Source organism: Pseudomonas putida (genome assembly GCF_028682635.1).
Lineage (GTDB): Bacteria > Pseudomonadota > Gammaproteobacteria > Pseudomonadales > Pseudomonadaceae > Aquipseudomonas > Aquipseudomonas putida_AE.
The window spans coordinates 72,839-99,685 of record NZ_JANHLK010000024.1 but is presented as its reverse complement, the minus strand read 5'-3'; the positions used below and the strand labels follow the sequence as shown (position 1 = coordinate 99,685).

The 26,847-nt window shown below is 61.0% G+C and carries 24 protein-coding genes; 12 read left to right on the top strand and 12 right to left on the bottom strand.

Going from position 1 to position 26,847, the window contains the following annotated elements:
* Window positions 1-433: 433 nt before the first annotated feature.
* From NPS56_RS24455 to NPS56_RS24435, 5 genes are all read left to right on the top strand, one after another.
* The gene (locus NPS56_RS24455) at window positions 434-889 is read left to right on the top strand and encodes a (2Fe-2S)-binding protein (protein ID WP_274077022.1); all 456 of its coding nucleotides are present in this window, start codon (window positions 434-436) and stop codon (window positions 887-889) included.
* A gap of 5 nt (window positions 890-894) precedes the next feature.
* On the top strand, window positions 895-3,063 hold the full coding sequence (locus tag NPS56_RS24450; RefSeq protein ID WP_274077021.1) for a xanthine dehydrogenase family protein molybdopterin-binding subunit: 2,169 nt from the start codon (window positions 895-897) through the stop codon (window positions 3,061-3,063).
* Between the two features lie 13 nt (window positions 3,064-3,076).
* Window positions 3,077-3,658, top strand: coding sequence for a hypothetical protein (locus tag NPS56_RS24445; protein ID WP_274077020.1), 582 nt, complete (start codon window positions 3,077-3,079; stop codon window positions 3,656-3,658).
* A 74-nt stretch (window positions 3,659-3,732) separates the two neighbouring features.
* A complete protein-coding gene (locus tag NPS56_RS24440; RefSeq protein WP_274077019.1) occupies window positions 3,733-4,305 on the top strand; it encodes a GGDEF domain-containing protein in 573 nt (190 codons plus the stop codon).
* A gap of 250 nt (window positions 4,306-4,555) precedes the next feature.
* Window positions 4,556-5,659 (top strand): RHS repeat-associated core domain-containing protein, encoded by a 1,104-nt coding sequence (locus NPS56_RS24435; RefSeq protein WP_274077018.1) that lies wholly within the window; start codon window positions 4,556-4,558, stop codon window positions 5,657-5,659.
* A 132-nt stretch (window positions 5,660-5,791) separates the two neighbouring features.
* Here NPS56_RS24435 and fabI read toward each other — a convergent pair whose 3' ends face one another.
* From fabI to gloB, 8 genes are all read right to left on the bottom strand, one after another.
* Complete coding sequence (fabI, locus tag NPS56_RS24430; RefSeq protein WP_025213267.1) at window positions 5,792-6,586, bottom strand: enoyl-ACP reductase FabI; 795 nt, start codon at window positions 6,584-6,586, stop codon at window positions 5,792-5,794.
* A gap of 20 nt (window positions 6,587-6,606) precedes the next feature.
* A complete protein-coding gene (locus NPS56_RS24425) occupies window positions 6,607-8,217 on the bottom strand; it encodes an ABC transporter ATP-binding protein (protein ID WP_274077017.1) in 1,611 nt (536 codons plus the stop codon).
* 1 nt (window position 8,218) lies between these two features.
* Window positions 8,219-9,238 (bottom strand): ABC transporter permease, encoded by a 1,020-nt coding sequence (locus NPS56_RS24420; protein WP_274077016.1) that lies wholly within the window; start codon window positions 9,236-9,238, stop codon window positions 8,219-8,221.
* Between the two features lies 1 nt (window position 9,239).
* Window positions 9,240-10,313 carry a microcin C ABC transporter permease YejB gene (locus NPS56_RS24415; protein WP_034146535.1) on the bottom strand — a complete coding sequence of 358 codons (1,074 nt, stop codon included), beginning with the start codon at window positions 10,311-10,313 and terminating at the stop codon, window positions 9,240-9,242.
* Between the two features lie 4 nt (window positions 10,314-10,317).
* On the bottom strand, window positions 10,318-12,159 hold the full coding sequence (locus tag NPS56_RS24410) for an extracellular solute-binding protein (protein WP_274077015.1): 1,842 nt from the start codon (window positions 12,157-12,159) through the stop codon (window positions 10,318-10,320).
* Complete coding sequence (locus NPS56_RS24405; protein ID WP_425313648.1) at window positions 12,156-13,964, bottom strand: extracellular solute-binding protein; 1,809 nt, start codon at window positions 13,962-13,964, stop codon at window positions 12,156-12,158. Before NPS56_RS24405 ends, NPS56_RS24410 begins: the two co-directional genes overlap by 4 nt.
* A 297-nt stretch (window positions 13,965-14,261) precedes the next feature.
* Window positions 14,262-15,704 (bottom strand): LysM peptidoglycan-binding domain-containing protein, encoded by a 1,443-nt coding sequence (locus NPS56_RS24400; protein ID WP_274077013.1) that lies wholly within the window; start codon window positions 15,702-15,704, stop codon window positions 14,262-14,264.
* Window positions 15,705-15,803: 99 nt separating this feature from the next.
* Window positions 15,804-16,571 carry a hydroxyacylglutathione hydrolase gene (gene gloB / locus NPS56_RS24395; protein WP_274077012.1) on the bottom strand — a complete coding sequence of 256 codons (768 nt, stop codon included), beginning with the start codon at window positions 16,569-16,571 and terminating at the stop codon, window positions 15,804-15,806.
* Between the two features lie 65 nt (window positions 16,572-16,636).
* On the opposite strand from gloB, the gene NPS56_RS24390 reads away from it, so the two are divergent.
* The 5 genes from NPS56_RS24390 to NPS56_RS24370 all read left to right on the top strand — a co-directional run bounded on the left by NPS56_RS24390 (window position 16,637) and on the right by NPS56_RS24370 (window position 21,988).
* Window positions 16,637-17,395 (top strand): class I SAM-dependent methyltransferase, encoded by a 759-nt coding sequence (locus tag NPS56_RS24390; protein ID WP_274077011.1) that lies wholly within the window; start codon window positions 16,637-16,639, stop codon window positions 17,393-17,395.
* 90 nt (window positions 17,396-17,485) lie between these two features.
* On the top strand, window positions 17,486-17,938 hold the full coding sequence (gene rnhA / locus NPS56_RS24385; RefSeq protein WP_008062270.1) for a ribonuclease HI: 453 nt from the start codon (window positions 17,486-17,488) through the stop codon (window positions 17,936-17,938).
* Between the two features lie 213 nt (window positions 17,939-18,151).
* Window positions 18,152-18,916: a DNA polymerase III subunit epsilon gene (dnaQ, locus tag NPS56_RS24380; RefSeq protein ID WP_274077010.1), complete on the top strand. Its 765-nt coding sequence runs from the start codon at window positions 18,152-18,154 to the stop codon at window positions 18,914-18,916.
* Between the two features lie 187 nt (window positions 18,917-19,103).
* Window positions 19,104-21,359 carry an Orn/Lys/Arg decarboxylase N-terminal domain-containing protein gene (locus tag NPS56_RS24375; RefSeq protein WP_274077009.1) on the top strand — a complete coding sequence of 752 codons (2,256 nt, stop codon included), beginning with the start codon at window positions 19,104-19,106 and terminating at the stop codon, window positions 21,357-21,359.
* Between the two features lie 14 nt (window positions 21,360-21,373).
* Window positions 21,374-21,988, top strand: coding sequence for a GNAT family N-acetyltransferase (locus NPS56_RS24370; RefSeq protein WP_274077008.1), 615 nt, complete (start codon window positions 21,374-21,376; stop codon window positions 21,986-21,988).
* Here the strand turns inward: NPS56_RS24370 and NPS56_RS24365 are convergent.
* Window positions 21,954-22,847 carry a LysR family transcriptional regulator gene (locus tag NPS56_RS24365; RefSeq protein ID WP_274077007.1) on the bottom strand — a complete coding sequence of 298 codons (894 nt, stop codon included), beginning with the start codon at window positions 22,845-22,847 and terminating at the stop codon, window positions 21,954-21,956. The two genes, NPS56_RS24370 and NPS56_RS24365, sit on opposite strands and share 35 nt — an antisense overlap.
* An 87-nt stretch (window positions 22,848-22,934) precedes the next feature.
* Complete coding sequence (locus NPS56_RS24360; RefSeq protein ID WP_274077006.1) at window positions 22,935-23,168, bottom strand: hypothetical protein; 234 nt, start codon at window positions 23,166-23,168, stop codon at window positions 22,935-22,937.
* Between the two features lie 183 nt (window positions 23,169-23,351).
* On the opposite strand from NPS56_RS24360, the gene NPS56_RS24355 reads away from it, so the two are divergent.
* The gene (locus tag NPS56_RS24355) at window positions 23,352-23,912 is read left to right on the top strand and encodes an NADPH-dependent FMN reductase (protein ID WP_274077005.1); all 561 of its coding nucleotides are present in this window, start codon (window positions 23,352-23,354) and stop codon (window positions 23,910-23,912) included.
* A 9-nt stretch (window positions 23,913-23,921) separates the two neighbouring features.
* On the opposite strand, the gene NPS56_RS24350 is transcribed toward NPS56_RS24355, so the two are convergent.
* Window positions 23,922-24,581, bottom strand: a complete 660-nt coding sequence (locus NPS56_RS24350) for a TetR/AcrR family transcriptional regulator (RefSeq protein ID WP_274077004.1) — start codon at window positions 24,579-24,581, stop codon at window positions 23,922-23,924.
* Window positions 24,582-24,636: 55 nt separating this feature from the next.
* On the opposite strand from NPS56_RS24350, the gene NPS56_RS24345 reads away from it, so the two are divergent.
* Window positions 24,637-25,740, top strand: a complete 1,104-nt coding sequence (locus NPS56_RS24345) for a DUF2855 family protein (protein ID WP_274077003.1) — start codon at window positions 24,637-24,639, stop codon at window positions 25,738-25,740.
* A gap of 103 nt (window positions 25,741-25,843) precedes the next feature.
* On the opposite strand, the gene NPS56_RS24340 is transcribed toward NPS56_RS24345, so the two are convergent.
* Window positions 25,844-26,794 carry a DUF1853 family protein gene (locus NPS56_RS24340; RefSeq protein WP_274077002.1) on the bottom strand — a complete coding sequence of 317 codons (951 nt, stop codon included), beginning with the start codon at window positions 26,792-26,794 and terminating at the stop codon, window positions 25,844-25,846.
* Window positions 26,795-26,847 lie beyond the last annotated feature (53 nt).

The following is a 26,847-nucleotide window of genomic DNA, read 5'->3' as shown; positions in this document are numbered from 1 at the left end:
GACGCCATCGCCAGCAGGCTGGCTCCCACAGTAGATCGGGTACGGCCGTGAGATACGGGGCGGTTGTGAGGACGCCATCGCCAGCAGGCTGGCTCCCACAGTAGATCGGGTACGGCCGTGAGATACGGGGCGGTTGTGAGGACGCCATCGCCAGCAGGCTGGCTCCCGCAGTAGATCGGGTACGGCCGTGAGATACGGGGCGGTTGTGAGGACGTCTTCGCTGGCAAGCCAGCTCCTACAGGGGGCGGGGTCGGCCGCGAGAGATGAACGGCTTCATCGGCAATTCGGGCGGGTTTTGTGACCGGTGGTCGATACACCCCGGCCTGCCCGGCAATTTGCGCTTAGCTGAAGGGATAACCCAAAGGCGCGCGTAGGTTGTTGATCGCCAAAGCGACGCCACCTTCAGAACACCGTGAGTCTGAGGACCTGCGCAATGCTGACCCTGAATATCAATGGCAAGGATCAGGAGCTGGATGTCCCCGCGGACATGCCGCTGCTCTGGGTTCTGCGCGACGTCGCGCACCTGACCGGCACCAAGTTCGGCTGCGGCATGGCCCAGTGCGGCGCCTGCACCGTGCACATCGACGGCACGCCTTTGCGCTCTTGCATCACACCCGCCACGGCCGTGGCCCATGGACAGAAAATCCTCACCATCGAAGGCCTGTCCACCGACGGTTCGCACCCGGTGCAACTGGCCTGGGCCGAACTCGATGTGGTGCAGTGCGGTTACTGCCAGTCCGGGCAGATCATGTCGGCCGCGGCCTTGCTGGCAAAGATCCCGCAACCGACCGACAGCGATATCGACCAGGCGCTGTCGGGCAACATCTGTCGTTGCGGCACCTATCCAAGAATCCGCGCCGCGGTCAAGCGCGCGGCGCAACTGGCTTGATGGCCATGAACAGTATCGATCCGCTGTCGCGTCGTGGCTTTCTCAAGGGCAGTGCCGTGCTGGGCGGCGGGCTGGTGGTGGCGTTTGTCATCCCCGGGGCCCATCGCTTTGCCCTGGGCGCGGAAAACCAGGGCAATGTGTTCGCCCCCAACGCCTTCCTGCGCATCGGCAATGACAATAGCGTCACCGTGTTGCTCGGCCATTCGGAAATGGGCCAGGGCATCTGGACCGGGTTGACCATGCTGATTGCCGAAGAACTGGACGCCGATTGGTCGAAAATCCGCGTCGAACACTCACCGGCTTCAGCCGCCGACTATGGACTTGCCGGGTTCGGCGGCATGCAAATCACCGGCGGCTCGACCTCGACCTGGATGGAGTTCGACCGTTATCGCCAGGCCGGTGCGGCGGCGCGGTTGCTGCTGGTCGAGGCCGCGGCCAAGCGTTTCAACGTCGCACCCTCGGCGATTCGCACCGAGTCGGGCGTGGTATTTGCCGGCGACCAGCAGGCCACCTATGGCGAACTGGCCGATGACGCCGGCAAGTTGCCGGTGCCGGACCCGGCGTCGATCAAGCTCAAGGAGGCCAAGGACTGGAAGATCATTGGCAAACCTACCAAGCGCCTGGATACCCCGGAGAAAATCACCGGCCGCGCCAAGTTCGGCATGGACGTGCAGTTCGACGGCCTGATGACCGCGATGGTCGCTCGTTCGCCGGTGTTCGGTGGCAGCGTCAAATCCTTTGAAGGCGCCGAGGCGCTGGCGATACCCGGTGTGCACAAAGTGGTGCAGGTGCCGACCGGCGTGGCGGTGATCGCCGATCACTATTGGGCGGCGAAACTGGGGCGCGATGCGCTGCACGTCGAGTGGGACCTGGGGCCGAACAGCGGGCTCGACAGTGAGCAATTGCTCGAGGAGTTTCGCAAGCTCGCCGCCACCCCCGGGCTGCCCGCCAGTCAGGCGGGCGATGCCCAGGCCGCACTGGCCAAGGCGACCAAGACAATCGATGCCGAGTACAGCGTGCCCTACCTGGCCCATGCGCCGATGGAGCCGCTCAACTGCACGGTGAGCATCACCCAGGACAAATGCGAGATCTGGACCGGTACGCAGTTCCAGACCCTGGACCAGATGATCGCCGGCAAGATCACCGGGCTCAAACCCGAGCAGGTGCAAATCCACACCGAGTTCCTCGGCGGCGGTTTCGGCCGGCGAGCCAACCCGACTTCGGACTTTGTCGCCGAAGCGGTGCAGGTCGCCAAGGCCGCGGGCGGGCCGGTGAAAACCGTGTGGGCGCGAGAGGATGACATCCGTGGCGGCTATTACCGCTCGGCGTTCCTGCACCAGGCGCGGGTCGGCCTCGGTGCCGATGGCCTGCCGGTGGCGTGGCAGCATGTGCTGGTCGGGCAATCGATCATGGCCGGCACCTCGCTCGAAGCCGCCATGGTCAAGAACGGTATCGACAAGACGTCCGTGGAGGGCGTGGCGGACAGTCCCTATCTGCAAGGGTTGGCCAATCATCAGGTGGAGCTGCATTCGCCCAAGACCGGCATCAGCGTGTTGTGGCTGCGTTCGGTGGGGCATACCCACACCGCCTTCGTCATGGAATCGCTGATTGACGAGCTGGCCGCAGCGGCCGGCAAGGACCCGGTGGAATATCGACGCACGTTGCTCAAGGCGCATCCGCGGCATCTGGGCGTATTGAACCTGGCGGTGGAGAAGGCCAACTGGAAGGCGCCGCTGCCCGATGGCCATGCCCTGGGCGTGGCGGTGCATGAGTCATTTGGCAGTTACGTGGCGCAGGTCGCCGAAGTGTCGCAGGACAACCTGGCGATCCGTGTGCACCGGGTGGTGTGCGCGGTGGATTGCGGGATCGCGGTCAATCCGCAAAGCATCGCGGCGCAAATGGAGTCGTGCATCGCCTTCGGCCTGGGCTTCACCTTACACAGCAAACTGACGATCAAGGACGGCAGGGTGGTGCAGTCCAACTACCACGATTACCAGGTGCTGCGGCTCAACGAGATGCCGGTGGTCGAAGTGCATATCCTGCCCAGCAGCGAGAAACCCGGTGGCATCGGCGAGACGGGTGTACCACCCACGGCGCCGGCGGTGGCCAACGCGGTGTACGCCCTGACCGGGCAACGCCTGCGTGAACTGCCGCTGCAGTTGTCGGGGGTGTGAAATGAAAAGTGAGATGAAGCGACATCATTGGTTGCTCGGTTCGGTGCTTCTGGTTTGCCTGTTTATCTATGCGACAGAGTTGTTCGCCGAAGACCGGGAAGCCTTGAAGGCGTTCGATACCGTGCAGCAAGTCTTCCAGAGCCCGCGTTGCCAGAATTGCCACATCCCCGGCGAATCGCCGTTGCAGTTCGACGCCGGCCTACCCCACGCGATGAACGTCGTGCGTGGCATGGACGGCAAAGGCGCGGCGGGTCTGCCTTGCGCCAGTTGCCATGCGCAAGACAACCCGCCGGCCAGTTATGGCGCCCATGCACCGCCGGGTGCGCCGCATTGGAGCCTGCCACCGGCGGCGCACAAAATGGCCTGGATCGGCCTGCCCCCGGACATGTTGTGCAGCATGATCAAGGACCGTGCGAGCAATGGCGACCGTGATTTCGCCGCGCTGATCAAGCATGTCAGCGAGGACAAGCTGGTGCTGTGGGGCTGGAATCCGGGTGGTAATCGCGCACCGGTGCCGGTTCCCCACGACATTTTTGTCACTCAATTCAAGCGCTGGGCGGACGCCGGTGGGCCGTGCCCGGTAACGGGAAGCTGACCAACGGCCCGCAGACAGGGAGTCAAACCCGGAATCGAGGACTCTAAACAACATACCCACCCATGGAGTATGTGATGCTGATCTCAGGCAAACCGCACAAACCCGGTGTACGTGCAGGGACGCCACAACAGGAGCGCGAACTGCTGCGCGATCTGGCCCGCAAAGCCGAACAGGAGTTGATCGGCGTGCAGATGGCGAGCATGGATGAGCTGACACTGCTGCCCAACCGGCACGGTTTCATTGCCCTGGCTCAGTTGGGTCTGGAGGCCTGCCAGCAACTGGGGCGGCCGGCGACGCTGCTGTTCTTCAACCTTGATGAGTTCAAACGCATCAACTATCTGTTCGGGCGCACTGAGGGCGATAACGCGCTGAAGACCTTTGCCGACGTGCTGCGTATCGGCTTTCGGGAGAGCGATGTGGTCGGGCGGCTGGAGGGTTCCTCCTTCGTCGTCTTGCTCCTGGGATCCTCCTCGGTAGACGTCAGCGCAATCAGGGCGCGGCTGGAAGAAATGCTCGATGAGCGTAATGCCATGACGCATCGCGGGTATGACATTCGTTTCAGTATTGGGCAGATCGAGTTTGACCCGGCACTGCATGGTTCGGTCGAGGAGCTGTTGGAAGAGGCTGAAGAGGCGCTGGCTCGCTAGAGTTATGGTGTGTTTGCGGGCCTCTTCGCGAGCAAGCCCGCTCCCACAATTAATCGCATTTCAACTGGTGGAGCTCGGTCAAATGTGGGAGCGGGCTTGCTCGCGAAGGCGGTCGTGCAGACAACACGACTTTGCAAAAAGCGGTGGGCGCATCCGACATTCCCAGTACCCTATCAGATCTGCTAGTTCCCAACCTCGCCCGTGCCGAAGATACTCAAGCCTCAGGACCTTGATAGCTCGGAGCCAGCCAATGTCTTCACTTCAGCCAGTTTTGCTGTGCCGGTTTCACTACGATCCACTGGATCGCCTCACCAGTCACATCCAACCGAATAGCCCGCCCAACCAGCGCTTTTATTGTAAAAGTCGCCTGGCAACCGAGATTCAAGGCACATTGAGCCACTCCATTGTTCAGCAGGGAGATCTGCTGCTGGCGGAGCAGTGTCACGAAGGTGGTGTAGTCGACAACACCACACTGCTGGGCACCGATCAACAGCGTTCGGTGCTGCATATGCTCAAGAACAATCTCCCGCAACGGGACATCGCTTATTCACCTTATGGCCATCATCAGAATGCAAGCGGTTTGACCAACTTGCTGGGCTTCAATGGAGAGCGTGCGGATCCGGTGACTGGGCATTATCCGCTGGGCAATGGTTATCGGGATTTTAATCCGGTATTGATGCGGTTTAACTCTCCTGATAGTTGGAGTCCCTTTGGCGGGGGAGGATTAAATGCGTATGCGTATTGCAAGGGGAATCCGGTGCTGCGGACTGATCCGACAGGACATGCTCCAGTAATGTCCCTTGCAAAGTTGTTCAAGCTTTATAAGGATAAGTCAATTACGCTCGTGGGTAAGCACGCCGCGGATATGAGTTCAGTCCAGAGTCTCGGAGGGAACAAAGGCGCAATGCGAGGTATTAATGTAACGAACAATGAAAGAATACTGAATTCTTCTGTTGCGAAACGACCTGATTTAGAAGTTTTTGATACCTTCATCGTAGGTGATGGTGAACCAGCATTAGTAAAATATACAGCTGACTCTAATGATTTTTTGGAAAACATTACACAATCGAACACTAGTACCTGGATTCCAGAAAAACATTTCTCTAAGCTCGTTTTTGTTCCAGTGGGATCTCCACCTCTCTCGGGAGGTGGAGGTGGAGGTGGAGGTGGAGTTGGAGCTGTTCCTAGGCCAGCTCGGCCTGTCCAGCGAGGTGCACCCGTCCCTCGAAATATTTCGCCTGGAGCGCAACAACGAGTGCTAGATAATACAATCGAAAATGCGCAATCCCGCAGAGTTAGGTCTTCAGAAGATGATCTTAGTAGTCTGCTGATGCTATTACGAACCACGCAATAAGGAGGTGATAATGTCACGCCGTAGTCGCAGCACTATGGTTTTTCCCCTCGAATGTTAAGTTAAAGCTAACGAATCGCACGCAAAAAAAAACCCGCCAAGAATAGGCGGGTTTTTTAGTTGGCTAACCGAAGATCACTCTTCGAGGTTGCCCATGGCCGTGGTGTTGAAGCCACCGTCCACGTACATGATTTCGCCGCTGATACCGGACGCCAGGTCCGAGCACAGGAAGGCGCCGGCGTTGCCGACTTCTTCGATGGTGACGTTGCGACGCAGCGGGGTTTGCGCTTCGTTGGCGGCCAGCATCTTGCGGAAGTTCTTGATGCCGGAAGCGGCGAGGGTGCGGATCGGGCCGGCCGATACGCAGTTCACGCGGGTGCCGTCCGGGCCCAGGGAGCCGGCCAGGTAACGTACGCCAGCCTCCAGGGAAGCCTTGGCCATGCCCATCACGTTGTAGTTCGGCATGGTGCGCTCGGCGCCCAGGTACGACAGGGTCAGCAGGCTGCCGTTGCGGCCTTTCATCATTTCGCGGCCGGCCTTGGCCAGGGCCACGAAGCTGTAGGCGCTGATGTCGTGAGCGATGCGGAAACCTTCACGGGTGGTGGCTTCGGTGAAGTCGCCGTCCAGTTGGTCGCCCGGGGCGAAGCCAACGGAGTGCACGATGCAGTCCAGGCCGTCCCACTTCTTGCTCAGTGCTTCGAAGACCTTGGCGATTTCTTCATCGCTGGCCACGTCGCACGGGAAGCACAGCTCAGGGCTCGAGCCCCAGCCTTGTGCGAATTCTTCGACACGACCCTTGAGTTTGTCGTTCTGATAAGTGAAGGCAAGCTCAGCGCCCTCGCGATGCATGGCGGCAGCGATGCCGGATGCGATGGACAGCTTGCTGGCGACACCGACGATCAGTACGCGCTTACCGGCGAGAAAACCCATGTGTTGCTCCTCTTTTCAGGTTATTGCGCAGTGGCTGGTGCCAAAAAGGCGGCTTCCAGCAACTGCTGTGTATACGGATGACGGGGGGCGGCAAAAATGCTTTGCGCGTCTCCCTGTTCGACCACTTGGCCATGCTTGACCACCATCAGTTGGTGGCTCAGCGCCTTGACGACAGCCAGGTCATGGCTGATAAACAGATACGTCAGGTTGTACTTGCTTTGCAGTGATCGTAAAAGCTCGACCACTTGGCGTTGCACGGTGCGGTCGAGGGCCGAAGTCGGCTCGTCCAGCAGTATCAACGCCGGTTTTAGCACCAGTGCCCGGGCAATGGCGATTCTCTGCCGTTGCCCGCCGGAAAATTCGTGGGGGTAGCGGTTCCGGGTTTCCGGGTCCAGGCCTACCTCCTTCAATGCTGCAATAATCGCCGCTTCCTGTTCCTCAGCGGTGCCCATCTTGTGAATCCGCAGGCCTTCGCCGACGATCTGGCTCACGCACATCCGTGGGCTCAAGCTGCCGAAGGGGTCCTGGAACACCACCTGCATCTCCCGCCGCAGCGGCCTGACCTGTTGCTGCGTCAGGCAGTCTAGCTGCTTGCCTTCAAAACGGATGCCGCCGCTACTGCCAATCAAGCGCAATATCGCCAGGCCCAGCGTCGACTTGCCGGAACCGCTTTCTCCCACAATCCCCAGGGTCTGGCCCTGGGGCAGGCTGAAATTGATGCCGTCGACCGCCTTGACGTAGTCCACGGTCTTTTTCAGCAGGCCTTTCTTGATCGGGAACCAGACTTTCAGGTCCTCGACCGCAAGCAACGGCGGGCCGACGACATTGGTTGCAGGCTGGCCGCTGGGCTCCGCTGCCAGCAGTTCCCGAGTGTACGGGTGCTGCGGCGCGCGGAACAATTCTTCGCACGATGCCTGTTCGACGATGCAACCGCGCTGCATGACACATACGCGATGCGCAATTCTTTTGACCAGGTTCAAATCGTGGCTGATCAGCAGCAGAGCCATGCCCAGGCGGGCCTGCAATTCCTTGAGCAATTCGAGGATTTTCAGCTGGACGGTCACGTCCAGCGCAGTGGTTGGCTCGTCGGCAATCAGCAGTTCCGGCTCGTTGGCCAGGGCCATGGCGATCATCACCCGCTGGCGCTGGCCGCCGGACAATTCGTGGGGCAGGGCCTTGAGACGCTTTTCCGGCTCGGGAATGCCGACCATTTCCAGCAGCTCCAGGGTGCGCTTGGTCGCGACTTTGCCGACCAGGCCCTTGTGGATGCCCAGCACCTCGTTGATCTGCTTCTCGATCGAGTGCAGCGGATTGAGCGAGGTCATCGGCTCCTGGAAGATCATCGCGATCCGGTTGCCGCGGATATGGCGGATGGTTTTCTCTTTCAGCTCCAGCAGGTTCTGCCCGGCATATTCGATGGTCCCCGACGGGTGCCTGGCGAGCGGGTAGGGCAGCAGGCGCAGGATCGAATGCGCCGTCACCGATTTGCCGGAGCCGCTTTCACCCACCAGCGCCAGGGTTTCGCCACGCTTGATGTCGAAGCTGACCCCTTCGACCACCCGCTGGCAGCGCTCGCCAACGACAAATTCGACGGCCAGGTCGCGCACTTCGATCAGATTGTCCTGATTCATTTCACTTCCTCGGGTCGAAGGCATCGCGAGCGGACTCGCCGATGAACACCAGCAAACTCAACATCAACGCCAGCACGGCAAAGGCGCTCATGCCCAGCCAGGGCGCCTGCAGGTTGGACTTGCCCTGGGCGACCAGTTCACCCAATGAAGGGCTGCCGGCCGGCAAGCCGAAGCCGAGGAAATCCAGGGCGGTCAGGGTACCAATGGCGCCAGTCAGGATGAACGGCATGAAGGTCATGGTCGAGACCATGGCGTTGGGCAGGATGTGGCGGAACATGATCGCACCATTCTGCATGCCCAGCGCCCGCGCCGCACGCACGTATTCGAGGTTGCGCCCGCGCAGGAACTCGGCACGCACCACGTCCACCAGGCTCATCCAGGAAAACAGCAGCATGATCCCCAGCAGCCACCAGAAGTTCGGCTGGACGAAGCTGGCGAGGATGATCAGCAGGTACAGCACCGGCAAACCCGACCAGATCTCGAGGAAACGCTGCCCGGCCAGGTCCACCCAGCCGCCGTAGAAACCCTGCAGCGCCCCGGCGATCACGCCGATCAGCGAGCTGAGCAGGGTCAGCGTCAGGGCGAACAACACGGAAATCCGGAAGCCGTAGATCACCCGCGCAAGCACATCGCGGCCCTGGTCATCGGTGCCCAGCAGGTTGTCGGTCGAGGGGGGCGCGGGGGCCGGCACTTTCAGGTCGTAGTTGATGCTCTGGTAGCTGTAGGGAATCGGCGCCCACAGCACCCAGGCGTCCTTGGCCTTGAGCAGTTCACGGATGTACGGGCTCTTGTAGTTGGCCTCCAGCGGGAACTCGCCGCCGAAGGTGGTTTCCGGGTAGCGCTTGAGCGCCGGGAAGTACCAGCCGTTGTCGTAGTGCACCACCAGCGGCTTGTCGTTGGCGATCAACTCGGCGCCGAGGCTGGCGCCGAACAGGATCAGGAACAGCCACAACGACCACCAGCCGCGTTTGTTGGCCTTGAACAGTTCGAAGCGCCGGCGATTGAGAGGGGACAGGTTCATCTCAATGCTCCCGGCTTTCGAAGTCGATGCGCGGATCGACAAAGGTGTAGGTGAGGTCGCCGATCAGCTTCACCACCAGCCCCAGCAGGGTGAAGATGAACAGCGTGCCGAAGACCACCGGGTAGTCGCGGTTGATCGCCGCTTCGAAACTCATCAGGCCGAGGCCGTCGAGGGAGAAGATCACTTCCACCAGCAAGGAGCCTGTGAAGAAGATGCCGATGAACGCCGAGGGGAAACCGGCGATCACCAGCAGCATGGCGTTGCGAAACACATGGCCATAGAGCACGCGGTGATTGGTCAGGCCCTTGGCCTTGGCGGTGACCACGTACTGCTTGTTGATTTCATCGAGGAAGCTGTTCTTGGTCAGCAGGGTCATGGTCGCGAAGTTGCCGATCACCAGGGCGGTCACGGGCAGCGCCAGGTGCCAGAAGTAATCGAGGATCTTGCCGCCCATGCTCAGTTCGTCGAAGTTGTTCGAGGTCAGCCCGCGCAACGGGAACCAGTCCAGATAGCTGCCACCGGCAAACACCACGATCAGCAGGATGGCGAACAGGAACGCCGGGATCGCGTAGCCGACGATGATCGCCGAACTGGTCCAGACGTCGAAGTGACTGCCGTGCCGCGTGGCCTTGGCGATCCCCAGCGGGATCGACACCAGGTACATGATCAGGGTGCTCCACAGCCCGAGTGAAATCGACACCGGCATCTTTTCCTTGATCAGGTCGATGACCTTGGCGTCGCGGAAGAAGCTGTCGCCGAAATCCAGCGACGCGTAGTTCTTGACCATGATCCACAAGCGTTCCGGCGCCGATTTGTCGAAGCCGTACATGTGCTCGATTTCCTTGATCAGCGCCGGGTCCAGGCCTTGCGCGCCACGATAGGCGGAGCCGGCCACCGACACCTCGGCACCACCGCCGGCAATGCGGCTGGTGGCGCCTTCGAAGCCTTCGAGCTTGGCGATCATCTGTTCCACCGGCCCACCGGGGGCGGCCTGGATGATCACGAAGTTGATCAGCAAAATGCCGAACAGGGTCGGGATGATCAGCAGCAGTCGCCGAAAAATATACGCCAGCATCTGATTACTCCGTGCCCGCAGGGTCGGCTTGCAATTTGGTTTCGATCTCTATGGCCGGTTTCGCATCGGGCTTGATCCACCAGGTGTTGATGCCGATGTCATATTTAGGCGAGACCTTGGGGTGGCCGATGTGGTTCCAGTAGGCCACGCGCCAGGTCTTGATGTGCCAGTTGGGTATCACGTAATAGCCCCATTGCAGCACCCGGTCCAGTGCGCGGGCATGGGCGACCAGGCTGCGGCGTGAGTCGGCGTTGATCAATTGCTCGACCAGCTGGTCCACCACCGGGTCCTTGAGGCCCATGGAGTTGCGGCTGCCGGGCTTGTCGGCGGCCGCGGTCATCCAGAACTCGCGCTGTTCGTTGCCCGGTGAGTTGGACTGCGGGAAGCTGCCGACGATCATGTCGAAGTCCCGCGAGCGCACGCGGTTGACGTACTGCGAAACGTCGACCCGGCGGATCACCAGCTCGATGCCCAGGTCGCTGAGGTTACGCTTGAACGGTAGCAGCACCCGTTCGAATTCGGTCTGGGCCAGGAGGAATTCGATGCTCACCGGTTTGCCGTTGGCATCGACCATCTTGTCGTCGACGATGCGCCAGCCGGCCTCCTGCAGCAACTGGTAGGCCTGGCGTTGCTGGGTGCGGATCATGCCGCTGGCGTCGGTCACCGGGTTGGCGAACGCCTCGCTGAACACCTGCTCGGGAATCTTGCCGCGAAAGGGGTCCAAAATCGCCAGCTGATCGGCGTCCGGCAGCCCGGTGGCAGCCATTTCCGAGTTCTCGAAATAGCTGCGGGTGCGTGCGTAGGCACTGTTGAACAACTGCTTGTTGGTCCATTCGAAGTCCAGCAGCAGGGTCAGGGCCTGGCGCACCCGCACGTCCTGGAACACAGGGCGGCGCAGGTTGAAGACGAAACCCTGCATGCCGGTGGGATTGCCGTTGGGGATCTGTTCCTTGATCAGCCGGCCTTCGGTCACCGCCGGGATGTTGTAGGCGTTGGCCCAGTTCTTCGCGGTCATCTCCAGCCAGTAATCGAACTGCCCGGCCTTCAGGGCTTCCAGGGCCACGGTGTTGTCGCGGTAGTAGTCGGTGGTCATCACGTCGAAGTTGTAGAAACCGCGGTTGATCGGCAGGTCCTTGCCCCAGTAATCCTTGACCCGCTCATAACGCACCGAGCGCCCGGCCTTCACTTCGGTGACCTTGTACGGGCCGCTGCCCAGCGGCACTTCCAGGTTGCCCTTGTTGAAGTCGCGGCTGGCCCACCAATGCTTGGGCAGCACCGGCAACTGGCCGAGGATCAGCGGCAATTCGCGGTTGTTGCTGTGCTTGAACTTGAACAGCACGGTCAGCGGATCTTCGGCGACCACGTCGGCGACGTCGCTGTAGTAGCCGCGGTACATCGGCGCGCCGTCCTTGACCAGGGTCTGGAAACTGAACACCACGTCTTCGGCGCGCACCGGATGGCCATCATGGAAGCGTGCTTCGGGCCGCAGGTAGAAACGCACCCAGTCGTTGTCCGGAGCTTTTTCGATCTTGCCGGCGATCAGACCATATTCAGTGAAGGGTTCATCCAGGCTCTGCCTGGCCAGGGTGTCGTAGATCAGGTCGATGTCGTTGGCTGACACGCCCTTGCTGATGAAGGGGTTGAGGCTGTCGAAACCGCCGAACCCGGCCTGGCGGAATTTCCCGCCCTTGGGCGCGTCCGGGTCGACGTAATCGAAGTGTTTGAAGTCGGCCGGGTATTTCGGCGGCTCGTTGTACAGGGTCAGGGCATGTTGCGGGGCGGCGCAGGCCCACCCTGCGAACAACAGGGCGCTGGCCTGCACGAGCAGGGCGCTTGCGAATTTCATCGATCTTTCTCCGAAGATTTCAGCCACCACGCGCTCAGGCCCAGGGTGTAGGGCGGCGTCGTGACGAAGGCCAACCGGTTGCGGTAGGCCAGGCGGTGATAATTGAGGTACCAGTTGGGAATGATGCAGTGCTGCCACAGCAATACCCGGTCGAGGGCTTTGCCGGCGGCGACCTGTTCGTCACGGTTCTTGGCCGCGAGCAGTTGATCGAGCAGATGATCGACCACCGGATTGGCGATGCCCGCGTAGTTCTTGCTGCCCTTGACCCCGACCTGGCTGGAGTGAAAATACTGCCATTGCTCAAGGCCCGGGCTGAGGGTCTGGTTGAGGGTCATCAGAATCATGTCGAAATCGAACTGGTCGAGGCGCTGTTTGTACTGGGCGCGATCGACCGTGCGCAACCTGGCGTCGATGCCGATGCTGGTGAGATTCTCGACGTAGGGCTGGAGGATGCGTTCCAGGTTCGGGTTGACCAGCAGGATCTCCAGGCGCAAGGGTTGCCCGGCCGCGTTCTGCAAGCGCTGGCCATTGAGCTTCCAGCCGGCCTCGGCCAGCAGGCTCAGGGCCTTGCGCATGGTTTCCCGGGGGATGCCCCGGCCCTGGGTCTGCGGCAGGCTGAAAGGCTCGGTGAACAGCCTGGCCGGCAATTGCTCGCGATATGGTTTGAGCAACAGCCATTCATGGCCGACCGGCAGCCCGCTGGCGGAGAACTCGCTGTTGGGGTAGTAGCTCATGGCGCGTTTGTAGGCGCCGCTGAACAGGGTGCGGTTGGTCCACTCGAAGTCGAACATCAGGCCCAGTGCTTCGCGAACCCGGGGCTCGGCGAATGTCGGGCGGCGGCTGTTGATGAACAGGCCCTGGGTCTGGGTCGGGATCTGGTGCGGGATCTGCGCCTTGATCACCTCGCCACGACGGATCGCCGGAAAACCGTAGCCGGTGGCCCAGTTTTTCGCCTGGTGCTCGATGTAGATGTCGAACTCGCCGGCCTTGAACGCTTCGAACGCGACGTCGCTGTCACGGTAGAACTCGACTTCCATGCGATCGACGTTGTACTTGCCGCGGTTGACCGGCAGGTCCTTGCCCCAGTAGTCCTTGACCCGCTCGAACACGATCTGGCGCCCCGGGTTGACTGAGGTGATGCGATACGGTCCGCTGCCCAGCGGCGGTTCGAAGGTAGTCGCCTTGAAGTCGCGACCTTTCCAGTAATGCTGCGGCAACACCGGCAACTCCCCCAGGCGCAGGATCAGCAAGGGATTGCCGGCACGCTTGAAAACGAAACGAATGCGCTGCGGATTGAGGATGTCGACCCGCAACACCTCCTGCAGGTTGGTGCGGTATTGCGGATGACCTTCCTTGAGCAGCAGGCGGTAGGAGAATGCCACGTCATAGGCGGTGATCGGCGTGCCGTCGTGGAAGCGTGCCTCGGGGCGCAGGTTGAAGACCACCCAGCTGCGATCCTCGCTGTATTCCACCGACTGGGCGATCAGGCCGTAACTGGAGGTCGGCTCGTCCCCGGATGGCGCGTATTGGCCGGTGCCGACCATCAGCGGCTCGTTCAGTTCGTTGATGCCGTATTGCAGGAAATTCGGCGTGGTCACCGGGCTGGTGCCCTTGAAGGTGTAGGGGTTGAGCGTATCGAAGGTGCCAAATGCCATGACCCGCAACGTACCGCCCTTGGGCGCTTGCGGGTTGACCCAGTCGAAGTGGGTAAATCTGGCCGGGTACTTGAGCGTGCCGAACTGCGCATAACCATGGCTTTCGCTGATCGTCGCGCTTGCGGTGGAGCTCAAGGCCAGGCTGATCAGGAGCGGGAGGAGGGGACGCTTCAAATAAGGAATCCGATCCGGGCGGCTTGGGCATTGTGGATCGTACAGTAACAGCTTGTATGGACAGGAAAAAGACGGCGGCCTCACAGCCGCCCCATCTCTCGCGGCTGTACCCGATCTACTGTAGGAGCCGGCTTGCCGGCGATGGTCGTTAACGATTACGCGTATTTACAGGTTAACCGCGTCGATCCTTGGTTTTTCGCTGGCAAGCCAGCTCCTACAGAGGTCTGCTGAAACATGCGGACAAAAAAAGCCCCTGAATTCAGGGGCTCATTTTTAGTGCGGGTTGGAAACCGTCAGCATCTGTCCAGGCTTCAACGCCTGGCCGACACGAGGATTCCAGCGCTTGAGGTGCTGCATTTCAACGTTGAAGCGCTTGGCCACCATGTACAGCGAGTCGCCTTGCTGAACCTTGTACTGGGATTGCGGCTTCTCGGTCCTGGATTTTGACTTGGCCGCGACCACGGTGTTGATGCGTCCGGAGTTACGCTTGCCGGTGTCTTGCATGACCAGCGTCTGGCCCGGCTTGAGATTCTTGCCGCTCAGCTTGTTCCAGCGTTGCAGGTCCTTGACGTTGACATTGTTGGCCTTGGCAATGGAACCCAGGTTGTCGCCGCGCTTGACCCGATAGCTACGTTTGGCGCTCGCCAGTTGGGTATTGTCCGAGCCTTCGAAAACCGGTTTGAGCTGCTTCTTGCTGATCAACTCGTCAGGGCGCATGGTCTGCAGGCTGGTGGTCAGCAGCTGTGCCTTGGAAGTCGGTACCAGCAAGTGCTGCGGGCCGTCGATGGTGGTGCGCTGTTTGAAGGCGGGGTTGAGCTGGAACAGCTCGTCTTCGTCGATATTGGCCACCGCGGCGACCTTGGACAGGTCCATGCGCTGGTTGATTTCGACGACCTGGAAATACGGTTCATTGGCGATCGGGTTGAGGTTCACGCCGTAGGCATCCGGCGCCATGACCACCTGCGAGAGTGCCAGCAACTTCGGCACGTAGGCCTGGGTTTCGGCGGGCAGCGGCAGGTTCCAGTAGTCGGTTGGCAGGCCTAGTCGCTCGTTGCGTTCGATGGCACGGCTGACCGTGCCTTCGCCGGCGTTGTAGGCGGCCAGGGCCAGCAGCCAGTCGCCGTTGAACATGTCGTGCAGGCGGGTCAGGTAGTCCATGGCCGCCGTGGTCGAGGCGGTGATGTCGCGCCGGCCATCATAGAAACGGGTCTGGCGCAGGTTGAAGTAACGCCCGGTGGAGGGAATGAACTGCCACAGGCCCACCGCATTGGCCCGGGAATAGGCCATCGGGTTGTAGGCGCTTTCGATCACTGGCAGCAGCGCCAGCTCCAGCGGCATGTTGCGCTCTTCAAGGCGTTCGACGATGTAGTGGATGTACAGGCTGCCGCGGTCGCCGGCGTTTTCGAGGAACGATGGATTGCTGGCGAACCACAGGCGCTGTTGCTCGATGCGCGGGTTGACGCCCAGGCCGTCCTGCAGCTGGAAGCCCTGGCGCATGCGCTCCCAGACATCCTGCGGGATTTGCGGGGTCGGCTTTTCTGTGAGGAAGACGGGCTTCTGCTTGGCGCGCGCGGCAATGTTCGGCGTGTGCGCCGCATCGGTCTGCGGCGCATGGCTGGAACAGCCTGCCAATGTCGCGGACACAGCCACCGCTATGGCTTGCGCCAGGCGGGTGAGGGTGTCCGAATTGATGGCTTTGCGTATAGATGACGACATTGGCTGGAAGTAAGTTCCGGGCAAAAATGTCGGGCGATTCTAGAAAGCGCACCCTCTGCGGTCAACCTTTCAGAGTTTTTGGACTATCGTGCAAACAGCTCAGAATGTATCTTTCCAGGCTCTTAGCGCAGCAAAAACCATATCAGGCGCGGAGTTATCGGTGCCGGTCCGTTCATCCGCTTTTTCTTTAACGGATGTTTCACCGGTGCGTAAAAACGGATTTGTACGTTTTTCCAGGGCCACCGTGGACGGCAATGTCATGACCCCCGCTTCCCGCTGGCGGGTCACGCTGGCCAGGCGTTCGAGGGTGTCGGCGTTGCCGGGTTCGACAGCGGCAGCGAAGCGCAGATTGCTCAGGGTGTACTCATGGGTGCAGTAGACCTTCGTTTCCCCGGGCAGGGCGGCGAGGCGCGACAGCGAGTTGTACATCTGCTTGGGCGTGCCTTCGAACAGACGCCCGCACCCGGCGGCGAAGAGGGTGTCGCCACAAAACAGCAGGCCGGGGTAATAATAGGCAATGTGCCCCAGGGTATGACCCGGAACGGCGATGATATCGAAATCAAGGCCAAGTACGCTGATGCGATCGTTGTCCTTGAGCGCAACATTGCGCGCCGGGATGTTTTCGCTGGCCGGACCGTAGACCGTTGCGTCCGTCGCTTTCTTCAGCGCTTCGACTCCGCCGACATGGTCATGGTGGTGGTGAGTGATCAGAATATCGCTCAGGACCCATTGCGGATTGTCCTTGAGCCAGCCCTGTACTGGCGCGGCATCGCCCGGATCGACCACCGCACAGCGGTGGGTGCGAGGGTCTTGTAACAACCAGATGTAGTTGTCGGTGAAGGCGGGCAGGGCAGTGATCTGTATCATCGTCGGATTCGCCAAGCTGGAAACAATGGCGCATCTTAGAACTTCCTGGCGCGTTGGAGAATGCAATGACCGATAAAGCGTTCGCTCAGGCTGATCCTGACTGGCTGGCGTTGATCAGCGCAGCCCGTGAGTGGCTGTCCGGCCCCCTCGGCCAATTCCTGCTGGATGAAGAACGGCGCATGCTCGAAGACGAGCTGGGGCGCTTCTTCGGTGGCTACCTGGTGCATTACGGGCCATCGGCCCAGACGCCGCCGTCGGCGCCGCAGGTGCAGCGCAACGTGCGCCTGGGGGCGCCGTTGCCCGGGGTCGAGATCGTCTGCGAGGAACAGGCCTGGCCGCTGAGCGAGCATGCCGCCGATGTGGTGGTGCTGCAGCATGGGCTGGATTTCTGCCTCTCACCCCATGGTTTGCTGCGCGAGGCAGCGAGCAGCGTGCGGCCCGGCGGGCATTTACTGATCGTCGGCATCAACCCCTGGAGTACGTGGGGGCTGCGCCATGTGTTTGCCCATGATGGCTTGCGCAAAGCCCGCTGCATTTCCCCCTCGCGGGTGGCTGACTGGCTCAACTTGCTGGGCTTCGCGCTGGAGAAACGCCGCTTCGGGTGCTATCGTCCGCCGCTGGCTTCGCCCACCTGGCAGACCCGTCTGGCCGGTTGGGAACGCAAGGCCGGTGACTGGCAACTGGGCGGTGGCGGCTTCTATTTACTGGTGGCGCGCAAGATCGTGGTCGGCTTGCGGCCGGTCCGCCAGGAGCGCCGCGAGCCGATGGGCAAGCTGATCCCGTTGCCGATGGCCAAGGTCAACCGGCGCAACATCGAACCGTGATACTTCCTTTTTTCCGGCCGGGGGTGACCCCGGTCCTGGGCGTCGTCGATCATCGATTGGCGGGCCACTGCATTTTCTGGATAGATTGGCATGAGCGATAGCGTAGAACTCTTCACCGACGGCGCCTGCAAGGGCAACCCTGGCCCTGGCGGCTGGGGCGCATTGCTGGTGTGCAAGGGGGTCGAGAAGGAACTGTGGGGCGGCGAAGCCAACACCACCAATAACCGCATGGAACTGATGGGCGCGATTCGCGGCCTGGAAGAGCTCAAGCGTTCCTGCGACGTGTTGCTGGTGACCGACTCCCAGTACGTGATGAAAGGCATCAACGAGTGGATGGCCAACTGGAAAAAACGCGGCTGGAAAACCGCAGCGAAAGAGCCGGTCAAGAACGCCGACCTGTGGAAGCTGCTCGACGAGCAGGTCAATCGCCATAACGTCACCTGGAAATGGGTGCGCGGACACATTGGCCATCACGGCAACGAACGGGCCGACCAACTGGCCAACCGTGGCGTGGATGAAGTGCGCGGGTTCAAGCAGGCTTGATTTGAGCTCGACCGATGCACCGAGTCGCGACCTTCGCGAGCAAGCCCGCTCCCACATTTGATCTCCCTGAGCGCAAATCTTGCATTCACCAGCGATCCATTGTGGGAGCGGGCTTGCTCGCGAAGGGGGCGACACGCTCTATCTGAAAGACCCCGGCAGGCGTGTTAACATCGCCGCTTTTGCACGATTGACCGATTGAGAGCTGAGCACCCGATGGCCACCAGATCCGTTGTACTCGATACCGAAACCACCGGCATGCCGGTGACCGACGGCCACCGGATTATCGAAATCGGTTGTGTCGAGTTGATCGGCCGGCGCCTGACCGGCCGGCATTTTCACGTGTACCTGCAACCGGATCGCGAAAGTGACGAAGGCGCCATCGGCGTCCACGGCATCACCAACGAGTTCCTGGTGGGCAAGCCGCGTTTCGCCGAGGTGGCCGAAGAGTTCTTCGAGTTCATCAAGGGTGCGCAGCTGATCATCCATAACGCGGCGTTCGACGTTGGTTTCATCAACAACGAATTTGCCCTGATGGGCCAGCACGATCGTGCGGACATCACGCAACACTGCTCGATCCTCGATACCTTGATGATGGCCCGGGAACGTCACCCGGGGCAGCGCAACAGCCTCGATGCCTTGTGCAAGCGCTATGGCGTCGACAACTCCGGCCGTGAGCTGCACGGCGCCTTGCTCGACTCCGAGATCCTGGCTGACGTCTACCTGACCATGACCGGCGGCCAGACCAGCCTGTCCCTGGCGGGCAATGCCTCGGATGGCAATGGCTCCGGCGAGGGTGCGGACAACTCCGCCACGGAAATCCGCCGCCTGCCGGCCAACCGCCAGCCGACGCGGATCATTCGCGCCAGTGAAGAAGATTTGGCCCAGCATATGGCGCGGCTGGAAATCATCAGTAAATCTGCTGGTGGGCCGGCGCTTTGGTTGCAGCTGGCTGAGGCCGAGGCCGAAGCGTCGGCGTAGGTCCTTGACAAGATCGCAGCCTCGTTTCACTCGACAGCTCCTACAGGTGAAATGAGGCTGCGATCTTTTGATCTTAAACAAGATCTGACGACCCATTTCAGTGCATCGCACTCGCCACATCCGCTCCAACCCTCTACCCTGAGGTGATTGGCAGTCTCTGGCCTGCCGCCTCAGGACACTGAGCACCATGTATAAAGATCTGAAATTCCCGGTCCTGATCGTCCATCGCGACATCAAGGCCGACACCGTCGCTGGCGATCGCGTGCGGGGGATCGCCCGGGAACTGGAGCAGGAAGGTTTCAGTATCGTCTCGGCGATGGATTACACCGAAGGCCGGCTGGTTGCCTCGACCCATCACGGCCTCTCCTGCATGCTGATCGCAGCGGAAGACGCCAGCGCCCATTCACACTTGTTACAAAATATGGCCGAGTTGATCGGGCTGGCGCGGGTGCGTGCCCCGGACCTGCCCATTTTCGCCTTGGGTGAGCAAGTAACCCTGGAAAACGCGCCGGCCGACGCCATGGCCGAGCTCAATCAGTTACGCGGCATTCTCTACCTGTTCGAAGACACCGTGCCTTTCCTCGCCCGCCAGGTGGCGCGGGCCGCTCGCAAGTACCTGGATGGCTTGCTGCCGCCGTTCTTCAAGGCGTTGGTGCAACACACCGCAGATTCCAACTATTCCTGGCACACCCCCGGTCATGGCGGCGGGGTGGCGTATCACAAAAGCCCGGTAGGGCAGGCGTTCCACCAGTTTTTCGGGGAAAACACCCTGCGTTCGGATTTATCGGTATCGGTGCCCGAACTGGGCTCGCTGCTGGATCACACCGGCCCCCTGGCCGAGGCGGAGGCGCGTGCGGCGCGTAACTTCGGCGCCGATCACACCTTCTTCGTGATCAATGGCACCTCGACCGCGAACAAGATCGTCTGGCACTCCATGGTCGCGCGCGACGACCTGGTGCTGGTGGACCGCAATTGCCACAAGTCGGTGCTGCACTCGATCATCATGACCGGTGCCATCCCGCTGTACCTGTGCCCTGAGCGCAATGAGCTGGGGATCATCGGGCCGATTCCCTTGAGCGAGTTCAGCCGCGAGTCGATCCAGGCCAAGATCGACGCCAGTCCGTTGACCCGGGGCCGGGCGCCAAAGGTCAAGCTGGCGGTGGTGACCAATTCGACGTACGACGGCCTCTGCTACAACGCCGAGCTGATCAAGCAGCAGTTGGGCAACAGTGTCGAGGTGTTGCACTTTGACGAGGCCTGGTATGCCTACGCGGCGTTCCATGAATTCTTCGCCGGGCGCTACGGCATGGGTACTTCCCGCAGTGAAGACAGTCCGCTGGTGTTCACCACCCATTCCACGCACAAGCTGCTGGCAGCCTTCAGCCAGGCGTCGATGATTCATGTGCAGGACGGTGGCGCCCGGCAGCTGGACCGCGATCGTTTCAACGAAGCTTTCATGATGCACATCTCCACGTCGCCGCAGTACGGCATCATCGCTTCGCTGGATGTGGCGTCGGCGATGATGGAGGGCGGGGCCGGGCGTTCGCTGTTGCAGGAAATGTTCGACGAGGCCCTGAGTTTTCGCCGGGCGCTGGCCAATCTGCGCCAGCACATCGCCGCCGACGATTGGTGGTTTTCCATCTGGCAGCCGCCGTCGGTGGAAGGCATCGACCGGGTGGTGACCGAGGACTGGCTGTTGCAACCGGGGGATGACTGGCACGGCTTTGGCGAGGTGAGCGACGATTATGTCCTGCTCGATCCGATCAAGGTCAGCCTGGTGATGCCGGGCCTGACCGCGGGCGGTGCGCTTAGCGAACGCGGAATCCCGGCGGCGGTAGTCAGCAAGTTTCTCTGGGAGCGCGGGCTGGTGGTCGAAAAGACCGGGCTGTATTCGTTCCTTGTGTTGTTCTCGATGGGCATCACCAAGGGCAAGTGGAGCACGCTGCTCACCGAGTTGCTGGAGTTCAAGCGCAGCTACGACGCCAACGTCAGTCTGGCCAGTTGCCTGCCCTGTGTGGCCCAGCAGCACGGCGCGCGCTATCTGGGCATGGGCTTGCGTGACCTGTGCGATCAGCTGCACGCCTGTTACCGCAGCAATGCCACGGCCAAACATCTCAAGCGCATGTACACGGTTCTGCCGCAAATCGCCATGAAGCCGGCGGACGCCTATGATCATCTGGTGCGTGGCGAAGTTGAAGCGGTGTCGATCGATGCCCTGGAAGGGCGCATCGCTGCCGTCATGCTGGTACCGTACCCGCCGGGTATTCCGTTGATCATGCCCGGCGAGCGATTTACCGAAGCGACCCGCTCGATCATCGACTACCTGGCGTTTGCTCGCACGTTCGACAGCAGCTTCCCGGGTTTCGTCGCAGACGTGCACGGATTGCAACACGAAGACGAGGGCAATGGACGGCTTTACACCGTCGATTGCATCAAGGAATGAGGACCTTTCCCAGTATGCAACCGGTCATGAATCCGAATTACCCAGGGCTGTCGGTGCGTGTCGCCGACGAGGGCTTTGCCGCTTACATCTGGGGCAGTGATTTCAGTTTTGAAGTCGCCGCCTACGGTGCTCCCGAAATAGGCCAGCCGGTGGAGCAGTGGCGGGTCACGCCGATCATCCCGTATCGCAAGTGCTATGGCATCGATCCGGAGGAGTTCAGCAGCTTTCGCGATGCCGCCGACAGTGCGATTTTCATGGCGTACCTGGACGATGAGCCTGTGGGCCACCTTGTGATCAGCACCAACTGGAACGGCTTTGCCCACATCGACGAACTGGCGGTGCACGCACCGGCCAGGCGCCACGGCGTGGCCAAGGCGTTGCTGGATGTCGCGCAGTTCTGGAGTCGCAAGAAGAAACTGCCGGGCATCATGCTAGAAACCCAGAACAACAACCTGGGCGCCTGCCGGCTTTACGAGCGTTGCGGCTACGTGATTGGCGGCATCGACCATCTGCGTTATCGCGGGATTGACCCCAATACCGCCGAAGTGGCGCTGTTCTGGTACCGATTCTTCGACAACCCGCTGGAACACCCGATCAGTTCGCCAACATCGCCGCGGCTTGTTCCGTGATGATCGCCAGCAACGCCTGAATGGCCGGCCCGGGCTCGCCGTTCTTCAGGGTCAAGGCGTAGAGGCTGACCGGCACGGCCGGTGCCAGCGGGCAGGCATCGAGCCCGGCCCCTTTGGCGCCGAGGGCGGTAAAGGGGTCGACAATGGCCAAACCTTCACCGGCCTCGACCATGCTGCGCATCATCTGGTGAGTCTGCACCCGGGTTTGTATGACCGGTGCCGGCCGCAGCGCATGCAGTTTGTGTTCAAGCGCCGGGCTGAGCGGGTCATGTCCTTCCAGGCCCACCATTGCCTGACCGGCCAGGTCCTGCAGCGAGATGTACTTCTGCTTGGGTTGCAGCCAGCCGTGGGGAGCGAGCAGCTGCAGCTTGCCTTGGGCGATCGGCTGACAATGGATATCGGCATGCTCGGGATCGTGCAGGCTCAGGCCGAGGTCGCTTTCGCGCAGCAACAGGCTTCGGACGATATCGCGGGTGGGTTGGCTCAGGAGCGTGCAGGGCGCGTCGGGCAGGCGACGGCGCAGGGCGGCGATGCTTTGCGGCAACAAGTGCTGGGCCAGGGGCGGGGTGCAGATGATGCGCAGCGGCGGGGCCAGGTATTGCCGCAGGCTGTTGGCCAGGCGTTGCACCGGTTCGAGGGCATCGTAGAGGCGGGTGATTTCGACCTGCAACTCCCGCGCCTCACGCGTGGCCTGCAAACGCCCGCGAACGCTGGCGAACAGCATGAAACCCAACTGATCCTCGGCGTCGCGCAGGATGCGTTCGACTTCGGCCACCGGCAACTGCAGCCATTCGGCGGCGGTGCCCAGGTGACCGGTCTGCAGGAGCGCCTGGATCACTTCGATATGGCGTAAGCGCATGCGTGAAGTCCATGTTCAGCAGGTGAGGAGTCAGTGTCTGAATCCTAACCCAAGTCTGCGCATCTGCCTTCTGCTCATAACACCAAGTTATGAAACGACGTTTACCGGTTCTCGGGTGATGGTCACGCCCGATTGCACCAGCATGAATTCGTTTTCATCGAGCTTGTTCACGCGATCGCCAATGGCCAGCTTGTACGTGGTGACAGGCGTCGAACCTGCGTAGCCGTCTGCCGGCGGGGTGGATTCCTGGAACTCATGTACGGAATAAATGCGGCCTTCCGCGTCTCTTGCATGGAACTGACCGACGAGTACTGCTGCCATCTGCTTAGAACCTCTGGAGATAAATCACTCAATGTGCGGTGGATAGACCGCCACTGAGCACGGTAAGTTTTCCTACGTAAAAAAAATATAATCAGGACGCAGATATACCCATGTTCATTGGTCGAACCGTCGCCTGATCATCTATAACTACAGGCTCCTCCCACGGACAATCGAGAGTCTTCCATGAGCAATGTCTATAACGTCGCCGTAGTGGTCGGCAGCCTGCGCAAAGCATCGATCAACCGCAAGGTCGCCCTCGCGCTGGCGGATCTGGCGCCGGCCAACCTCAAGCTGGAAATCGTCGAAATCGGTGATTTGCCACTGTACAACGAAGACATCGATGGTGCTTCACCGCCGGCAGCCTACAGTACTTTCCGACAACAAGTCAGTTCATCCGACGCAGTGCTGTTCGTCACCCCGGAATACAACCGTTCGGTGCCGGCCCCGTTGAAAAATGCCATCGACGTGGGTTCGCGGCCTTATGGCAAGAGTGCCTGGAGTGGCAAGCCGGGTGCGGTGATCAGTGTTTCCCCGGGTGCGGTCGGTGGATTCGGGGCCAATCACAACTTGCGCCAGTCCATGGTGTTTCTCGATGTGCCATTGATGCAGCAGCCTGAAGCCTACCTGGGCGGCGCCGGTTCCGCGTTCGACGAGGCGGGCAACCTGTCTGAATCCGTCAGGCCGTTCCTGCAGAAATTCATCGATGCCTACGGCAAGTGGGTTGAACAGCACAAGAAGCTTTGATGCTTTGGATTACGTAGCGCTGGCCAGTCGGCCACAGATCAGCGTTTCCATTTCCGACAACCATGCGGCGGTTTGCGCCGCCGCAGGTTGTGCAGTAACGCAATAACGCCGTCCGCCCCAGGCCATGATGACCCACGCATCGATGGTTGTCTGTGAGGGCTGAACAGGCAAGTCGCTACAGGCGGCGAGCGCTTCGCCCCATTTGCGTGACAGTTCTTCGAACACCCTTCGATGGTGTTTCGGCTCGGCGATCTGGTGTTCGATGAGCGAAACGGCATGGTTGAACAGGGGCTGGCGGTCGTCGACGGGATTGCAGGTCATGTAGATCAGGCGTTTGATCCGGGTCGGCCAGTCCAGGTCATTGGCTTGTACCACCGATTCATCCATGTGCTGTAACAGGGCATCCAGTTGATGCCGTATGTAACCGGACAGCAGCGCCTCCTTGCTCGGGAAATAGTCGTACAGCGTGCCAACCGCAACGCCTGCTTCCAGTGCCACTTCCCGGGTGGTCAGACCGGTCCAGCCATTTCTTTGCCAAATCCGAACAAAAGCCTGGTAAATCGCTTCGACGGTGAAAATCGCCCGGGCCTGACTCGGCCGTTTCAGCGGTTTTGCCCGGGGATTGACGGCGGGCTCGCCGCCCTTGGAGTTTCCGAACCCGCTCTTCATTGGCTGCCATTACTCTGGTGCTACCCGCCACGTTTGCGCAGCAGGAGACTGAAAGATGCAAAGTCCAATTACCGTAACACGGCTGATCACCCGTAAAAACGCCCTTGACCAAAGCCGGATCGAGCAGGTGCAACGAAGCCTGGTCCCGGCAGCCGGCGAGGTGATCCTGAAGATTGACCGTTGCGCGCTGACGACCAACAACATTACCTACGCCGCCTACGGCCATTCGATGAATTACTGGGGATTCTTTCCTACAGGGTTGGCGGACTGGGGCCATGTGCCTGCCTGGGGCTTTGCCGATGTCGTGGCGTCTGACGTGGCTGGCATCAAGGTCGGGGAGCGCTTCTACGGCTACTTTCCCCTGGCCAGCCATCTGTGGATGCGCCCGGAGCGGGTCACCGAACGTGGTTTCTACGACGGTGCCGAACATCGACTCGGGCTGACCTCGGCGTACAACCAATACACCCGTTGCAGTTGGGATGCGTACTACAGCCCGAAAACCGAAAACCTGCAGATTCTGCTCAAGCCGCTGTTCCTGACCTCTTCCATGCTTGCGGACTTCTTGCAGGACAAGCAGTTCTTCGGTGCAACCCGGCTGGTGTTCTCCAGTGCTTCGAGCAAAACTGCCTATGGCACCGCAGTCTGCCTGGGCGATCATCTCGGGCTGGAGCGGGTAGCGCTGACCTCTGCCGGCAACAAATCCTTTGTCGAGACCCTTGGGTGCTACGAGCGAGTGGTGTCTTACGCTGAGCTGGCGAACCTGCCCAATGACCGTCCTACGCTGTATGTGGACTTTTCCGGCGACCTTGATTTGCGTGACCGGGTGCACCGGCATTTTGCCGGGCGGTTGGTCTATAGCTGCTTTGCCGGCTCGGCGCAAAGTACCGATGAGGCTCGGCTTACGGCCATTGAGGGGCCGCAACCGGTGTTCTTTTTTGCGCCGATTCAGATCCGCAAGCGCAATGCCGAATGGGGGCCGGAAGGGGTGACTCAGCATATTGGTGAAGGATTAATGCAGTTTTTCCGGAAGGTGACGGGTGGTGAGTCGCCGTTGTTGGAGGTGGTGGAAGGTCATGGGTATGAAGCGGCGCAGGCGCTTATTTCCCGTTTGTTTCATGGAGAGGTCGCGCCGGTGGAGGGGCATGTGATTCGGTTGTGACCAGGTTGGCCCCATCGCCAGCAGGCTGGCTCCCACAGGTGAATGCATTTCAAATGTGGGAGCCAGCCTGCTGGCGATGGGGCCAGTTGAATCAGCAAAAAACTCAACCCTGCCCCGGCACATTCGGCCAAAGATCGGCCACCAGAAACAACCGCTCCGCTTCCTCCCAATCACCCAAGGCATTTTCCGTAAGACGCACCAGCAATTGCGCCGGCGCCAGAGGCTCCAGTTCGCTCAGCCAGGCATTGAGCTGTTCAGCGCCCCAGGTCTGTTCCACCGGGTAGTGCGCCGGTGCCAGCCAGGCATGACGGGGCAGGGGTTGCCAGCGGCCGGGCGGGCTCTGGGCGAAAAACGCCGGCCAGTCCTTTTGATGCAGCCAGCGACCGCGCAAGTGCTGGGGATGCGCGCCACTGGGCGATGATGCCTGCCCCGGCCAGGGATAAAGCAAATAGCCGCCCAGCCACAAATGCGCATTGAACTGGCGGATATCCAGCGCCGCCAGCACCTCGCGACTCTCCGGGCGCGCGGAGATTGGCAGTTGGTGCTGGCTCAGGTGCGCCAGTTTGCGGTCCAGCCGATCGTGGCAACCCGGACCGAGCCACTGCGCGGCGTCTTGTCCGTCGCCGTTCTGCGGGCCGAGGTACAACTTGATCGCCAGTTCCAGGTGATGCACGCCGTCGCGATCGCGCAGCAGCATGTCCAGCTCGCCCAGGGTGTGACCCTCGCGACGGATCGGCATGTTGGCGGCAATCAACTCGATCCCCGGCGCATGCTGCACGGCGAACTGCCAGAGTCGCTCATAATAAAGGCCCAGGCGGCGGGTACGGGCCTGGGCCAGCCAGTGCAGCAAGCCGTAACTGTCCCGGTCGAGTTTTCGCAGCCAGTTTTCCAGCTGTTCCGGGGCCTGCACCCAGTCGCTGCCGGCCAGCGGATGACGTTGTGGCCAGGGCGTGGCGCTGAGCATCGGCGGGGCGAGGATGACCCACGCCAGGTCGCGCACTTCGGGGTGGCGCAACTGGTGGGGTAACTGCAGCAAATCTGGAAATAGGATCATCTTGCGAGCATAGCCCGAATCGCGGGCACACCTTGAAGCTGAAAGGATTTTGT